The sequence below is a fragment of the Pseudomonas sp. ERMR1:02 genome (assembly GCF_002277815.1).
Lineage (GTDB): Bacteria > Pseudomonadota > Gammaproteobacteria > Pseudomonadales > Pseudomonadaceae > Aquipseudomonas.
In genome coordinates this window covers 46,493-60,158 of the sequence record NZ_NKJI01000025.1, presented here as the reverse complement: position 1 = coordinate 60,158, position 13,666 = coordinate 46,493, and the positions used below count along the sequence as shown (strand labels likewise).

The following is a 13,666-nucleotide window of genomic DNA, read 5'->3' as shown; positions in this document are numbered from 1 at the left end:
GGACACCATTATTAGCCTTTTTAAGCGGACGCCCATGCAACAAGAACGTCGTTCCTATTCCAAATCCTTCAAGACCCAGGTCATTGCAGAGTGCGCGCAGGCTGACACTTCAATTGCTAATGTCGCCTTGAGCCACAACCTCAATGCCAACCTTGTCCATAAATGGATTCGGGTGCACGCGCAGAAAAACCTGGCACTGCAAACTGCGTTTATTCCGGTCAAGGCAGCGCCGTCGATAGCGACGCATCAAGCTCTTCCCGCTACGATCCGAATCGAAGTACCTTATTCAAAAGGCGTAGTTGTGGTGAGTTGGCCGGCAGAAAATGCCTACAGCCTGCTTGCCCAGATAGAAATCAGCCCGGTGGGGTTCGGAACCGTTGTCGACAGTGGACTCACTCTCGAAAATCGAATCCGCAGGTAATCCAATACCGAACATCCCTCTCAGGTCCGGTTCGACGGCTATGAGGTCGTTGACATCGGCGACATTCACCCAGCGTTGTACCATCGGGGGATAGCAGGGCGGTTGTGGCACTAGCCGCTGATAGATGATCGAGTGCAAGCCCAGGGGGGAACCCAGAGTCACGAGCAAGGGCAGTCGCTGATGCAATTGATGCGCTGCTTCGTAGGCGACCACGGACCCCAGGGAGTGGCCTATCAGAACCTTGGTCTCCGGCCCGATCAGTGCCATGACTGATTCGATGGCCGCGTCCCGTATGGCCGGATCAATGAAGTAGCGCGTGACCTGCACCAGCGACTTCTGGATAAAGCGTTCAGCCAGCAACATTCCGACCGCGGCAAACCACGGTAGCGTGGCCAGGCTGCGTACTGCGCAACGTGCGTCTGCTATTGGCCGATTCTGTTGAAAAAGTAGCTCCCTTGTCTGTCCTGCGGCAAATCTCTTCATTGGCCGGCGGGGGATCACACAGCATGATGGGACAGTTATCGAGGGGGCAGGAGCGATTGTTTTACTCGTTCAACCTTGAAGACCACATCCCAGCCAATCACCTTCTGCGCAGCATTGATCAATGTCTCGATCTGAGCGACCTGCGCCATTACCTCGCCGACTTCTTCAGCCCGATAGGGCGTCCTTCGATTGATCCTGAACTGATGATCCGCATGCTGATCGTCGGCTACTGCTACGGTATTCGCTCCGAGCGGCGGCTGTGCGAAGAGACCCTTTTGAACCTGGCGTATCGCTGGTTCTGCCGGTTAAGCGTTGAAGATGAAGTCCCCAATCACTCGACCTTTTCCAAAAATCGACACGGTCATTTTCGGGAAAGCGATCTCTTTCGCTGGCTGTTCAATGAAGTGCTGCGTCGTTGCATGGACGCAGGTTTGGTCAAAGGTGAAGGCTTTGCCGTGGACGCCAGCATCATCAAAGCGGATGCCAGCCGGCAGCGCGGTGTACCGGGCGATGAACAGGTCAACTGGAGCGATCCGGCCCTGAGCACCCGTGCCGTGCGTGAGTATCTTGAGGCACTCGATGAAGAGGCTCTGGCAGAAACGCTACCGAAGCGCCTATCGCTGACTGATCCTCAAGCCCGCTGGACCGCAGCTCCAGGTGGCCCAGCGTTCTACGCTTACTCCACGAATTATCTGATCGATACCGAGCACGGTGTCATCGTGGATGTGGAACCCACACCGGCTCATCGCACGGCCAGAGTGGGGGAACAAGTGGGGGAACAAAAACGGCTAAAAGCAAAAGGCCCCAATAAATGGCAATGCTGTTCACTTAAGCGGAGCAGCTTTGCGGTTAACCGGATACCGGGTTTTTGACATCTTCACCGCCTTGGGCCTCGCCGGCCTGGGGCGTTTTGTTATGAAAAGCACACCGATGCTGCCGCGAAGTTCCTCCAGGCGTCTTGGTGTGTGTGACGGCGACACTGCTCCAGCCATGACGACGAGATGGCTGGCGATGTGCCGACAGGCGAACTTGAAACTCACTTCGCTCGGCGCCCGCTTATGAGCAACCGCCTAGTTTTATTGGGTTTTTGTAGCAACAAGAAGAAGAGATCCGCCGACGGGCAGTCTGATTCCGCACTTTAGTAGCATAAACTCAAGTCTCATTACCATTTCCAGACTTTTGTTTAGCCAGCGCGGAATCTTAAACTCTGTCATCGGGTCATATTCGCCTTCATGTGGTTTAGACCGAGATATCCACATTAGAGGTACAAGCAGGCTCACAAACGAAGTGGTGTATTTCACTTCAAGGCCTGCTGCTTTCACTTTTTTTATCAACTCTGGCCGTGTGTAACGCCGGACATGACAAGCGAACTCATCAACATGTGACCACAGCCAGCGATGTTGAGGGACTGAAATAAGTAGAGAGCCGCCTTGCTTTAATGCTCGAGCCAAGTTGTTCAAGACTAATTGGTCTTGCTCAATATGCTCAATAACATCGAATGCTCCAATGACATCGTAGTGAGATTCCTCTGACATTGCAGTTGCATCGAGCTTAACGAAAGTCGCTGATGGAATTCGCTCTTTAGCATGGATCAAACCTTCTTCGAAATACTCCGATCCATACAGGTCAGCATTTGGATAGCTGTTTCTAACCCCTTCAAGTACGAAAGCAGTTCCGCAGCCAATTTCTAGAAAATTGCTGAATTGACCGATCTTGCTTTTGAGGGCCCAAAGAAGAACTCGATTTCTAGCGCGAAACCACCAGTGTTTAGCTTCCTCGGCAGCGAGAAGTCTGAAAGAGTCCGCAGGGAATGGTGAGCGTGTCGAGGTCATCCGCGAGCATTCCTAAATATATGGCTGAGCTTTGCATTTTTACACCAAAAATCCGAAATCGCCCGCCATCGAGCGGGTTTATTTTTGCCCGGAGAAAAGCCATGCCCATTACCGCGCAGCAACTGCTGCAGATCCTCCCGAACGCCGGCAAACAAGCCGGCGTTTTTGCACCTGTCCTCAACACGGCGAAGCAGCGGCTTCAGATTGTCGGGGTCAAGCGCGTGGCCGCGTTCATCGCCCAGATCGGCAAGGCAGCTGCCCGCGCCGCAATGGTGCTTGCCGACGTGCTCAAGCGCGCTGACCAGCGAGCGGGCGACCTGGCTGAAGTTGCTGACCAAGCCAGAGGCAGGGGTATGACCTGCGAGCAGGCGTATGACGGTATTGCGAAATAGGGATGTGTTCGGTCGGCAGAACGCCGGGGAGGGGGCAGAAGCTGTCTAAAACCACCGCGATCTGTTTTGGTTTTGCTGGGGCGATCCGTAGCGTTCATCGCATTGTATTTGACCAAACGCTTGGCAGGGCTAAAGTCCAATTGTTTGTGAGTACGACGTAATAAAGGTCGGATCTGTTAGACGTTAATCAGCAACGGCTGTCGTCACGCAGGTTCATTCAGTGGCGAGGGTAGAAAAAGAGTATTCCTCATGATCAAACACCTTCGAATAATGGCATTGATTTCTATCTTCGCGATCACTGCGGGCTGCCAAACGGATCAATCAACTTCCGCCTCTGGTGCGATGGCTGCGGACGCTCAGATGGATCAGGAAGCGAAAGCAGCGTTAAAGAGTTTATATATCAGTACGCCGCAAGCGCGTGTCCTAGCGCAGCGAGCAAAGGGTATCCTCGTTTTCCCGGATGTGCTGAAAGCGGGTCTCATCGTCGGTGCTCAGCATGGCGAAGGCGAATTGATCGAGAACGGCAAAGTCACGGGATACTACTCGACCACTGCAGCTTCATACGGTCTTCAGGCGGGCGCGCAGAAGTTTGGGTACGCCATGTTCTTCATGACCAGTTCCGCGCTGAACGATCTGAAAACTGGTAACGGATTTGAGGTAGGCGTGGGCCCAAGTATTGTGGTTGTTGACTCAGGCATGGCCAAGTCGCTGACCACCTCAACGCTTCAGTCCGACATCTATGCGTTCATCTTTGATCAGAAGGGCTTAATGGCTGGGCTGGGATTGCAGGGATCAAAAATTACTAAACTCAATCGCTGAAACCGTCGGTCGGTCGGTCGCTTCAGCTTGATGCTCAAGCGACCGCTAGCTAGCCTCCTCGTTGCCGTTAAGAATGCGGAGTTGGTCAAACCACGGCCAACGAAAAAGTTACAGGTGGAAAGAGGTGTGTTCGGTCGGCAGGACGCCGGGAGGGAAAAAGCGTGCGTGACTTTTGCGTGACTCTCTCACGCGCTTGTGAGCACTTGTAGGCATTCGATTGCAGCGAGCGCCAATGATTACGGGCTAAACAAAGGGTCTTGCCGAGGTCCTGCGTGCATGGGGTGTTAGGGGCAAGGAGCGTGGGTTACTCAAGTCCACTCAAAAAGCTATACAAATTTGCTGCTTCCGGTGAAAGACGCGCGGCGTCAGAGACTCCGACATAAAGCGTACGTGACGCCCAGTCGCCTTCGATGGGTATTGCGCGAAGCTTCGATACGAGCAGCTCGGGATGGACCGCTCCGAGAGGTAGTATTCCGATCCCGAGCCCTGCGTCGATCATGCGGCAGATACCGTCAAAACTGCTTACCTGGATGCGGACCTTTAATAGTTTTCCGGTAGTCGCTGCTGCATCATTGATGCGGCGAAGTAGGGAGCTGCCCTGGTTCAGCGCAACGTAGTCAAAATCCAACGTCTCAGCCAGCGTCACGTTTTCACGCTGCGCAAGCACATGGTCCTGTGGCGCGAGGACAACCAGCTTGTCTCGTCTATAAGGGCGTGTCTCTAGCCTGAGCGCAGGAATGTTATCGGCGAAAATACCGATTTCGGCGCGCCCATCTTCCACTGCCTGAATCGTCATATCGCTGAGGGCTTCTTCCAGACCAATGCGCACGTGTGGGTTGGATGCGAGAAACGTTGTCAGATCTTTAGGTAGAAACTGAATCACGGCGGAAGTGTTGGCGAATAGTCTTACATGTCCCCTGACACCATTGGCGTAGTCACTGGCGTCATGGGCCATTCGCTGAGCACCTTCCAGAATGTTTCGTGCATGCTCTGCCAGGCCTCGACCAGCGGGCGTCAATTGCAGCCCTCTCGGCACTCGGATGAATAAAGTGCAGTCCGTCACCCTCTCAAGTTCTGCCAAGCGTTTGCTGGCTGCGGAAACTGTCATGTGCGCGCTATCTGCAGCTCTGGTCAAGTTTTCACAATCGGCAGTGAGAACCAGCAGGCGCAGTGACACCAAATCAAGCTGAAGTAAATTTAGCATCGTCATCCGCTCCGTTTCCATTTTGGAAAGGATAGTGGAAATCTTTGAAATTCTCACGACGATGTTTTAGGGAGATGATCCGGCCAACACCTCCAACAAGAACGGAAACCGTCATGAGCCTACCTCTGGATGGCATTAAGGTGGTCGAAATGGGCCAACTGATAGCCGGGCCATTCGCCGCGAAGATCCTTGCCGAATTCGGTGCCGAAGTTATAAAGATCGAACCGCCGGTTACCGGCGATCCACTGCGTAAGTGGCGTTTGCTCCACAACGGTACATCCGTTTGGTGGGCCGCTCAGTCGCGGAATAAACAATCAGTCACCCTCGATTTGCATCAGGCTGAAGCCCGTGACGTGGTCATGCAGTTGGTGAAGGATGCCGACATCCTCATTGAAAACTTTCGCCCTGGAACCCTTGAAAAATGGGGGTTGGGTTGGGATAAGTTGAGTGCCATCAATCCGGGACTGGTCATGCTGCGCGTGTCAGGCTACGGCCAGTCTGGCCCTTATCGAGACCTACCAGGCTTCGGTGTTATCGGAGAAGCCATGGGCGGTTTACGTCACCTGTCGGGTGAGCCCGGGCGAACGCCTGTACGCGTCGGCGTATCGATTGGTGATTCACTCTCCGCGCTACATGGCGTGATCGGCGTACTGCTCGCGTTGCGTCACCGTGAGCAAAACCACGGTGCGGGTCAGCAGGTCGACGTGGCGCTCTACGAGTCAGTGTTCAACATGATGGAGAGCCTGATCCCGGAGCATTCGGTGTTCGGAACTGTGCGCGAGCCTGCGGGCAGCAGCCTGCCAGGTATTGCACCCACTAACGCATACCGTTGCCAGGATGGAAAGTACGCATTGATAGCGGGCAATGGCGACAGTATCTATAAGCGCTTGATGGAGAAGATCGACCGCCTGGATCTGGCCAATGAGCCCGAACTACAGCAGAACGATGGTCGTGTACGCCATGTTGCCAGGATCGATGCGGCTATTTCTACATGGACCGCAGAGCGATCTCTCGACGATGTGCTGGCCGCGCTGAAAGACGCAAACATCCCCTCCGGAAAAATCTACGACGCCGCGGACATTGCTTCCGACCCCCATTACCAGGCACGGGGAATGCTGCTCCCCAGCGAGCTGGATGACGGCACGCCTGTAACCCTGCCGGGCATCGTCCCCAAACTTGCAGCAACACCTGGGCAAATACGATCCCGTGCACCGACGTTGGGGCAGCACACCGACTCCGTACTTGATGGCTTGGGTATCAGTGCCCAGACACGTGAGCAGTGGCGCGATCGCGGCATTATCTAATAATCAGGAGTAGCCTGAATGAAACGCTTGTTCATGCAGGAAGTCGCAACCCGTGACGGCTTCCAGAACGAAAAACTTTCATTGAAACTGAAGACAAAATTGTCCTCATCAATGAGCTGAGCCAATGCGGCTACGCCAAGATCGAAGTAACCTCGTTCACTTCGCCCAAGGCGATCCCGGCCCTGCGGGATGCGGAGGCGGTGATGGCGGGCATCAAACGTGAGCCCGGCGTGGAGTACACCGTACTGGTGCCTAACGTTCGAGGCGCAGAGCGTGCACTCGGGTGTGGGATCGACGAAGCCAACCTGGTGATGTCAGTCAGCGAGCCTCACAACCGTTCGAATCTGCGCATGACCCGCGAGCAATCTTTCGAACAGTTGAAAGATGTCGTCGGTGTAATCGGACAAGGTCCCGTTGCAGTCAATGTGTCGCTGTCGACGGTGTTTGGTTGCCCTATGCAGGGTGATGTCCCGACCGACGATGTGTTGCGCTTGGTAGAGCGTTTCGCCGCGCTCGGTGTACGTGGCGTGACGCTGTGTGACACCACAGGCATGGCTTATCCGTCACAGGTTCAAGCGTTGTCTCAGCATGTCCGCGATCGTTTTCCAGATCTGCAAGTGACTCTGCACTTGCACAATACTCGTGGCATGGCATTGGCCAATACGCTGGCGGCGCTTCAGGCAGGCATTGATCGTTTCGATGCCTCGTTAGGCGGACTTGGTGGCTGCCCCTATGCGCCAGGCGCGAGCGGCAACGTGTGCATGGAGGACTTGGTGCACATGCTCGATCTGATGGGCTATCAGACCGGTATGGACATTGATCGAGTCCTCGCTGCATCGGCGCGTCTTCCTGGCCTCATTGGTCATGACACTCCAAGCCAGATACTCAGAGCGGGCAAACGTCTGGATCTGCATCCAATCCCTGAGCATGTGCACAGTCTCAGTAAGCAGGTGGCCAACGCCGAGATTGGGTGTGGGCAATGATCGATCATATCGACCATCTAGTGCTCACCACCATTGACCTTGAGGCGTGCAAGGATTTCTACGTCCGAGTCATGGGCATGCGCCTGGAAACCTTCGGCAATGGCCGGTTGGCGTTCTGCTTCGGCAACCAGAAGATCAACATTCACGTGCGTGGCCACGAGTTCGAGCCCAAGGCGCATCTACCGGTATCAGACGCTCTCGACCTTTGCTTCATCGCCAGCAGAGGGCTGGATGCTGTGGTTGCCCATTTGGAGAGCGAACAATGGCCGGTTCTAGAGGGGCCCGTACAGCGAACCGGTGCCATAGGCCCCATCCGCTCTGTCTATGTGCGTGACCCAGACCTGAATCTGATCGAAATCTGCGAGCCACTTGATACTTCCCCACGCTGAAGAGAGCATTCGCCATGAACATTGTTTTCCTCGACGGCGCCAGTCTGCCGTCTCCAATGACGTGTCCGCCTGAAGCCACTCGCTGGACTGAACGCGAAAAGACTTCCCTTGAACAAGTGACAGAAGCGCTGTTTGACGCTGACGTGGCGATCACAAACAAGGTCCGGATTGATCGCTCTGCGTTGGAGCAACTGCCGCGTCTTAAACTCATCTGTGTGGCAGCTACCGGTTACGACTGTGTGGACATCGCCGCATGCCGCGATCAAGGCATCACGGTTTGCAATGTTCCGGCGTACAGCGCTGTCAGTGTGGCGGAGTCGGTCATTGGATCGCTTTTCGCCTTGCGTCGTCATTTGCGTGCCTATCAAGCCGCCTCTGCGACGGACTGGCCAACCTCGTCCCACTTCTGCGTCCACGGTGCACCGATCCAGGATCTACAAGGTTCAACATTGGGAATCGTAGGTCGGGGTGATATCGGCAGTCGTGTCGCACGTCTGGCACGGGCGCTGGAGATCAATGTGCTGTTTGCGGAGCATCGCGGCGCTCAGCGGGTTCGCGAAGGGTATACGGCGTTTGATCAGGTACTCGCTAACGCTGACGCGCTGACCCTTCATTGCCCTCTGACGCCTCAGACGCGTTACCTGATTGGCTCTACTGAAGTTTCTCGAATGAAACCCGGTGCATTACTGATTAACACCGCTCGCGGTCCTCTGGTCGACGAAAACGCGGTGCTGGCAGGTCTCGCTAACGGCCAATTGGGTGGCGCTGCGCTGGATGTGCTCTACGCAGAACCTCCTCGCGCCGACCATCCGCTGCTTCACAGCGAGCATCCCAACCTGATCGTCACTCCTCATGTGGCCTGGGCGAGCCAGAGCAGCGTGGCAAGGCTGAAAAGCGTACTGGCGGCAAACATTGCGGCGTTCGCAGCGGGTACACCGATCAACGTGGTGACCTGAAACATAGTCGACCTCATAAAAATCCATAGGTGGAGCCATGACAAAAACAATTAGCTCTTCGAACGCAACGCCCGACGTGATTGTGCCTCGCAGTAAGCCCTTCTATCAGCACCTGTATGTCCAGGTGTTGGCGGCCATCCTGTTAGGGATAGTCCTGGGGCATTTCAGCCCCGGGCTTGGTGAGCAGATGAAGCCTCTGGGCGATACGTTCATCAAGCTCATCAAGATGCTCATCGCCCCGATCATTTTCTGCACCGTTGTAAGCGGTATTGCCAGCATGCGTGATCTCAAGCGCATTGGACGAATCGGGTTCAAGTCGCTGGTGTACTTCGAAGTGCTTACCACCATCGCGCTGGTGATCGGATTGATCGGTGTGAACCTGCTTAAGCCTGGCGTGGGGATGCATATCGATCCAGCTACCCTGGACTCTTCCGCTATTGCCGGGTATGCGAAGGCGGCACATGACCAAAGCGTTGTAGGCTTTCTGACCCATATCATTCCGAGCACAGTGTTCGGTGCTTTTACCGACGGGGACATCTTGCAGGTCCTCTTCATCTCCGTGCTGTTTGCCTTCGGTTTGCAGCTGTTGGGGGAGGTAGGAAAGCCACTTTTGAACACCATTGATCTGGTGGCCAAAGCGTTCTTTCGCATGCTGAAAATCGTGATGTACCTCGCGCCACTGGGTGCGTTTGGCGGCATGGCATTTACGGTAGGCAAATATGGGGTCCAGTCACTGGGTGCCTATGCAAACCTACTGGTCTGCTACTACATCACGGGGCTGGTTTTTGTCTTCGTGGTGTTGAACCTTGTGGCTCGACTGGCCGGTTTCAGCCTGTGGAAGTTTCTCAAGTACATCCGTGAGGAGCTGGTTCTGGTGCTGGGTACTTCATCATCTGAGTCCGCGCTTCCCCGTCTGATGGACAAGCTGGAAAAGCTCGGATGTGAAAAATCCACTGTGGGCCTGGTGGTACCCTCGGGTTACTGCTTCAACCTCGACGGTAGCTGCATCAACATGACGGTGCTGGCGATTTTCATCGCCCAGGCGCTGGATATCGACGTGTCTCTTTATCACCAGGTAACGTTGCTGTTCATCCTTCTGCTGACTTCCAAAGGAGCAGCGAGTGTGACTGGAGGGGCATTCATAACTCTGGCTGCGACGTTGGGGTCCATAGATGTAATACCCGCCGCAGGCCTTGTGTTGGTCTTAGGTGTTTACCGCTTCATTTCCGAAGGCGGTGCGCTGATCAACGTGATTGGCAATGGCGTAGCTACGCTGTTCGTCGCACGCTGGGATGGTGCGCTAGACAGGGAGCAGCTCAAGCGCGAGCTGGGTTAGCAGTTACGCTTTCGGCCCTTCGGCTTACTGCCACGCACGGTAAGCCGGAGGGCTGCGAGCGTTCCTTGCAGTTTTACACCTGGACTTCGCGAAGTAACTGTGACTCGCTTCTATCGATAATCACTAGGTTCTGGCGTCACACGCTATCGGGTGCAATGTCCAGATTTCGGCAGTTTCATTCAGCCAAGTGATACTGACTTGAAAAAAAGGCCCCTTTTCAAGAGGGGCCTTCACTTCTGCCAACTATCGTTCAGGCAGGTGTAGCCTTCAAACAATGCGCGGTGCGGCCCTCCCATTTGGTGATGACCAAAGGTGCCAGGGCATTGCCTAGTACGTTCAGGGCAGTGGTTGGCATCTCCATCAACCGATAGACGCCGGCAATAAAAGCGATGCCCTCCAGTGGCAGCCCGGCACTCGCCAGGGTGGCCGAAAGAATCACGAACATGAATCCCGGTACGCCCGCAGCCCCCTTTGAAGTCAGAACCATGGTGATTACGAGCAAAGCTTGATCACCACAATTTGTTGGTGCAGGTCGGGTTGACGTTGTCCGGCGTCGGCGTGAGTTATCTGCCTAAGGCGTGTCTGTCGCATTTGATCGAGCGTGGTGCGTTGCGGGCATTGGTCACCACACCCGGATTGCCGCGGATCCGCTACACCGCACTGCACCGCACAGATCGACAGTTCGGCCTGAACCAGAACGTCGCAGAACTGGCGGTTGCCTGTTGTGATTTTTCAAAACTGTTGTTGTCAGTGTGAAAAACGGGAATAGAGTTTTGTCGACCAGTAGGGCGTGAAGCTGCCGGTGGGCACCGGCAGAAATCGGCCAGGAGCAGTCATTCAAAACTGTCGACATCAACGTCGATGATTTCGGCATGCGCTGTTCTATGCATGAGTTGCAGACACCAAAGAGGATGTTTGCCCGCTGTTGATACGCCGTGCTGGGGAGTCGTCGACGATGATCATTTGGCCCGCGGAGGTAAGTGGTATTTCTTAATTTACATTCACAATTCAGGTCATTACCAGTCAGCATCGCCGCAGTAGGACGCCTGCATTTTAGGTCTATCCAAGACTGACAGCTCTCACTTAAACGTCGCGTGAGCCTGAGGTTGCGATGTCTTCCCTGGAACCTGAAGATGCAATCAATATGTTCGAGGTGGAATGAATGCGGAACAAGCACACCACCTCAATATCGCTAGGTCAGTTAACCATTCGCCGCTCCCGGCCAGCCGGCCTGATGCAACGCTTTGAGCAGCGTCTCACAATCCAGTCCCGGCACGGCATGCCCGTTGCCTTCGGCGGTGTCAGCGGCTAACAAGGCATTGATGATGGCTTCTTCCACCGCTTCGGTGGCTGCCAGGAACAACTCGCTGATGTGGTCGTTGTTGACCATGCTCAGGTTGTCGGTGGTCGGCGCGCGCTTACTCTCATAAGCGGCCGGCGGCACATGATTACCGGTAGCAAAGGCGATGAAGATGTCACCGCTATGGTCTTCATTACCACCACCGGTGCGGGCGAGGCCGAGGCTGGCACGTTGCGCCAGGCGCGTACATTGGTGCGGCAACAACGGCGCGTCGGTGGCCAGGCAAACGACTATCGAACCCATGCCCGGGTGCGGCAGCGAAGCCTTGAGGAACGGCGAGTCGGCCTGTTCCATGTAGCGTCCGACCGGGTAGCCGTCGACGCGCAGTTCGTTACGGATGCCGTGATTGGCCTGGACGATGGCGCCAACGGTCCAGCCGCCCTGAGTGCTGCTCAGACGCCGCGAAGCGGTGCCGATGCCCCCTTGAATTCGTGGCAGATCATGCCGCTGCCGCCACCGACCGTGCCTTCGATCACGGGCCCGCCCACCGCATTTCTCAGGGCTTCGGCCACATGCTCGGGTTTCACATGGAAACCGTTGATGTCGCTGAGCAGGCCGTCATAGGTCTCCAACACCACCGGCATGTTCCAGTAGAGACGGCCATCATCCGGCTGTTGTTCACGGTCCAGCACAACCAGCGCATCGCGCACCACGCCCAAGCTGTGAGTGTTGGTGAAGGCGATGGGACTGGTCAAAAGACCTGCTTCGCGAATCCATTCCAGACCGGTGGCGTCGCCGTTGCCGTTCAACACATGGACGCCGGCAAAACACGGTTGCTGGCTGGTCGAACTGGCACGCGGTTCGATGACCGTGACACCGGTCAGGATGTCGCGGCCGTGGGGGGTGCGCCCTCGCACATTGCTGTGGCCAACCCGTACGCCCGGCACATCGGTGATGGCATTTAAGGGGCCGGGTTGCAGTTGGCCGAACTGAATGTCCAGGTCGCGGGCGCGTGGTTTCATCGTCTCTTTCATGATTTCTCTCTTGTTGGATTGGTTTAATGACGAGGCTTGGCTAACGATCAGCAGAGCCAAGTCCGCCTTTCAAGCGCCGGTCTTGACCGTGTTCCACGCACGGGTTCGCACGCGCTCCATCTTCAGCGGGAGTGGTTCTAGCGGAAATAGCGTGTCCAAGACTTGCTTGGACGGATACACCCCTGGGTTGTCGCGGATTTTCTTCTCGACAAGCGCGGTGGCATCCTTGTTGGCGTTCGGATAGCTCAGGTAGTTGGATGACTCAGCGATGACTTCGGGGCGCAGCATATAGTTGATGAAGGCTAACCCTTGCTCCGGGTTCGGCGCATCGTTGAGCTGTACCAGACTCTCCACCCATACCGGGGCACCTTCACGTGGAATGCTGTAGACAAGGTTGCGATGGTTGCCAGCCAGCTCGGAGGCTTTTTGCGCATCGGCGACACCACCCGCCCAGCCCAGCACGACGCAGATGTTGCCATTGGCTAGATCAGAGATGAACTTGGAAGAATCGAAGTAGACGATATGGGGACGCAGTTTCAGCAGTAGTTCTTGGGCTTTTTTGTAATCGTCCGGGTTCTGGCTGTTGTATGGCAGTCCAAGGTAGTGCAACGCGATGGGAATAACCTCGCTAGGAGCGTCCAGCATGGCCACACCGCATTGACTAAGTTTGGCCAAATTTTCTTCTTTGAAAATCAGATCCCAAGAATTAACTGGCGCATCTGGGCCAAGTATCGATTTAACCTTGTCCGCGTCATAGCCGATGCCAGTGGTACCCCATAGATAAGGGCCGCATAGCTGTTTGCGGGATCGTTGCTCTGCAACTTGGCGAGGATGTCGGGATCGAGGTGGGACCAGTTGGGTAACTTGGTGCGATCCAGTTTTTTTAGCACACCCGCTTTGATCAGGTTCGGAAGCAGGTCGCCACTAGCTACCACTACGTCATAGCCGCTGCGGCCGGCCATCAGTTTGCTTTGCATGACGTCGCTATTGTCGAACACATCGTACACAGCGCTGATGCCCGCTTCTTTCTCGAAGTCTTTCATCGTGTTCGGGCAATGTAGTCATACCAGTTGTAAATATGAACACTGTGCTTGCCAGCTTCATCAGCCTCGGCGCAGACCAGACCGAAACTGAACAGCGAGACCAGTGCAATTTGCATGTAACGAGTTGGTTTCATGGGGATGCTCCAGAGCTTTAGCACCGAGTCCAGGGA

The 13,666-nt window shown here is 55.3% G+C and carries 9 protein-coding genes and 9 pseudogenes; 11 read left to right on the top strand and 7 right to left on the bottom strand.

Translation table 11 applies throughout. The features are described 5' to 3' along the window. Nucleotides 1-34: 34 nt before the first annotated feature. Nucleotides 35-190, top strand: a pseudogene (locus tag CES87_RS33780) (transposase); the annotation flags it as partial. 96 nt (nt 191-286) lie between these two features. Here the strand turns inward: CES87_RS33780 and CES87_RS33775 are convergent. Continuing rightward, nucleotides 287-784 carry a hypothetical protein gene (locus tag CES87_RS33775; RefSeq protein WP_256591130.1) on the bottom strand — a complete coding sequence of 166 codons (498 nt, stop codon included), beginning with the start codon at nt 782-784 and terminating at the stop codon, nt 287-289. A gap of 143 nt (nt 785-927) precedes the next feature. On the opposite strand from CES87_RS33775, the pseudogene CES87_RS28710 reads away from it, so the two are divergent. Beyond that, nucleotides 928-1,704, top strand: a pseudogene (locus tag CES87_RS28710) (transposase); the annotation flags it as partial. Nucleotides 1,705-1,728: 24 nt separating this feature from the next. Here CES87_RS28710 and CES87_RS28705 read toward each other — a convergent pair. Both CES87_RS28705 and CES87_RS28700 read right to left on the bottom strand, forming a co-directional pair. Further along, a pseudogene (locus CES87_RS28705) lies at nt 1,729-1,974 on the bottom strand (IS4 family transposase); the annotation flags it as partial. 6 nt (nt 1,975-1,980) lie between these two features. Further along, on the bottom strand, nt 1,981-2,736 hold the full coding sequence (locus CES87_RS28700) for a trans-aconitate 2-methyltransferase (protein ID WP_128608754.1): 756 nt from the start codon (nt 2,734-2,736) through the stop codon (nt 1,981-1,983). 101 nt (nt 2,737-2,837) lie between these two features. Here CES87_RS28700 and CES87_RS32485 point away from each other — a divergent pair. The 3 genes and pseudogenes from CES87_RS32485 to CES87_RS28690 all read left to right on the top strand — a co-directional run. Beyond that, nucleotides 2,838-3,011 (top strand): annotated as a pseudogene (locus CES87_RS32485) (glycoside hydrolase family 19 protein); the annotation flags it as partial. Then, the gene (locus tag CES87_RS32480; RefSeq protein ID WP_256591129.1) at nt 3,006-3,128 is read left to right on the top strand and encodes a DUF2514 family protein; all 123 of its coding nucleotides are present in this window, start codon (nt 3,006-3,008) and stop codon (nt 3,126-3,128) included. The pseudogene CES87_RS32485 and the gene CES87_RS32480, both read left to right, overlap by 6 nt. Nucleotides 3,129-3,377: 249 nt before the next feature. After that, a complete protein-coding gene (locus CES87_RS28690; protein WP_128608752.1) occupies nt 3,378-3,947 on the top strand; it encodes a YSC84-related protein in 570 nt (189 codons plus the stop codon). 304 nt (nt 3,948-4,251) lie between these two features. Here CES87_RS28690 and CES87_RS28685 read toward each other — a convergent pair whose 3' ends face one another. Next, nucleotides 4,252-5,151 carry a LysR family transcriptional regulator gene (locus CES87_RS28685; RefSeq protein ID WP_128608767.1) on the bottom strand — a complete coding sequence of 300 codons (900 nt, stop codon included), beginning with the start codon at nt 5,149-5,151 and terminating at the stop codon, nt 4,252-4,254. 113 nt (nt 5,152-5,264) lie between these two features. Here CES87_RS28685 and CES87_RS28680 point away from each other — a divergent pair, with 113 nt between their 5' ends. The 5 genes and pseudogenes from CES87_RS28680 (at nt 5,265) to CES87_RS28660 (ending at nt 10,119) form a co-directional block, all read left to right on the top strand. After that, nucleotides 5,265-6,455, top strand: coding sequence for a CaiB/BaiF CoA-transferase family protein (locus tag CES87_RS28680; RefSeq protein WP_128608751.1), 1,191 nt, complete (start codon nt 5,265-5,267; stop codon nt 6,453-6,455). An 18-nt stretch (nt 6,456-6,473) separates the two neighbouring features. Continuing rightward, a pseudogene (locus CES87_RS28675) lies at nt 6,474-7,438 on the top strand (hydroxymethylglutaryl-CoA lyase). Then, nucleotides 7,435-7,827, top strand: coding sequence for a VOC family protein (locus CES87_RS28670; RefSeq protein WP_128608750.1), 393 nt, complete (start codon nt 7,435-7,437; stop codon nt 7,825-7,827). The pseudogene CES87_RS28675 and the gene CES87_RS28670 overlap by 4 nt, the downstream one beginning before the upstream one ends. 14 nt (nt 7,828-7,841) lie before the next feature. Next, nucleotides 7,842-8,783: a D-2-hydroxyacid dehydrogenase gene (locus CES87_RS28665; RefSeq protein ID WP_128608749.1), complete on the top strand. Its 942-nt coding sequence runs from the start codon at nt 7,842-7,844 to the stop codon at nt 8,781-8,783. A 37-nt stretch (nt 8,784-8,820) separates the two neighbouring features. After that, a complete protein-coding gene (locus CES87_RS28660; RefSeq protein WP_128608748.1) occupies nt 8,821-10,119 on the top strand; it encodes a dicarboxylate/amino acid:cation symporter in 1,299 nt (432 codons plus the stop codon). Nucleotides 10,120-10,369: 250 nt separating this feature from the next. On the opposite strand, the pseudogene CES87_RS28655 reads toward CES87_RS28660, so the two are convergent. Next, nucleotides 10,370-10,633 (bottom strand): annotated as a pseudogene (locus CES87_RS28655) (cation:dicarboxylate symporter family transporter); the annotation flags it as partial. Between CES87_RS28655 and CES87_RS28650 the strand changes: the two are divergent. Continuing rightward, nucleotides 10,624-10,875: pseudogene (locus tag CES87_RS28650) on the top strand (LysR family transcriptional regulator); the annotation flags it as partial. The pseudogenes CES87_RS28655 and CES87_RS28650 overlap by 10 nt on opposite strands. 445 nt (nt 10,876-11,320) lie before the next feature. Here CES87_RS28650 and CES87_RS28645 read toward each other — a convergent pair. Together CES87_RS28645 and CES87_RS28640 are read right to left on the bottom strand one after the other, a co-directional pair. Continuing rightward, nucleotides 11,321-12,441: pseudogene (locus tag CES87_RS28645) on the bottom strand (P1 family peptidase). A gap of 81 nt (nt 12,442-12,522) precedes the next feature. After that, nucleotides 12,523-13,630, bottom strand: a pseudogene (locus CES87_RS28640) (polyamine ABC transporter substrate-binding protein). Nucleotides 13,631-13,666 lie beyond the last annotated feature (36 nt).

Excerpts from the sequence above, each read along its gene's own strand:
- CES87_RS33775 (WP_256591130.1), bottom strand. The coding sequence starts at position 784 with ATGTTGCTGGCTGAACGCTTTATCCAGAAGTCGCTGGTGCAGGTCACG.
- CES87_RS28700 (WP_128608754.1), bottom strand. The coding sequence starts at position 2,736 with ATGACCTCGACACGCTCACCATTCCCTGCGGACTCTTTCAGACTTCTC.
- CES87_RS32480 (WP_256591129.1), top strand. The coding sequence starts at position 3,006 with ATGGTGCTTGCCGACGTGCTCAAGCGCGCTGACCAGCGAGCGGGCGAC.
- CES87_RS28690 (WP_128608752.1), top strand. The coding sequence starts at position 3,378 with ATGATCAAACACCTTCGAATAATGGCATTGATTTCTATCTTCGCGATC.
- CES87_RS28685 (WP_128608767.1), bottom strand. The coding sequence starts at position 5,151 with ATGCTAAATTTACTTCAGCTTGATTTGGTGTCACTGCGCCTGCTGGTT.
- CES87_RS28680 (WP_128608751.1), top strand. The coding sequence starts at position 5,265 with ATGAGCCTACCTCTGGATGGCATTAAGGTGGTCGAAATGGGCCAACTG.
- CES87_RS28670 (WP_128608750.1), top strand. The coding sequence starts at position 7,435 with ATGATCGATCATATCGACCATCTAGTGCTCACCACCATTGACCTTGAG.
- CES87_RS28665 (WP_128608749.1), top strand. The coding sequence starts at position 7,842 with ATGAACATTGTTTTCCTCGACGGCGCCAGTCTGCCGTCTCCAATGACG.
- CES87_RS28660 (WP_128608748.1), top strand. The coding sequence starts at position 8,821 with ATGACAAAAACAATTAGCTCTTCGAACGCAACGCCCGACGTGATTGTG.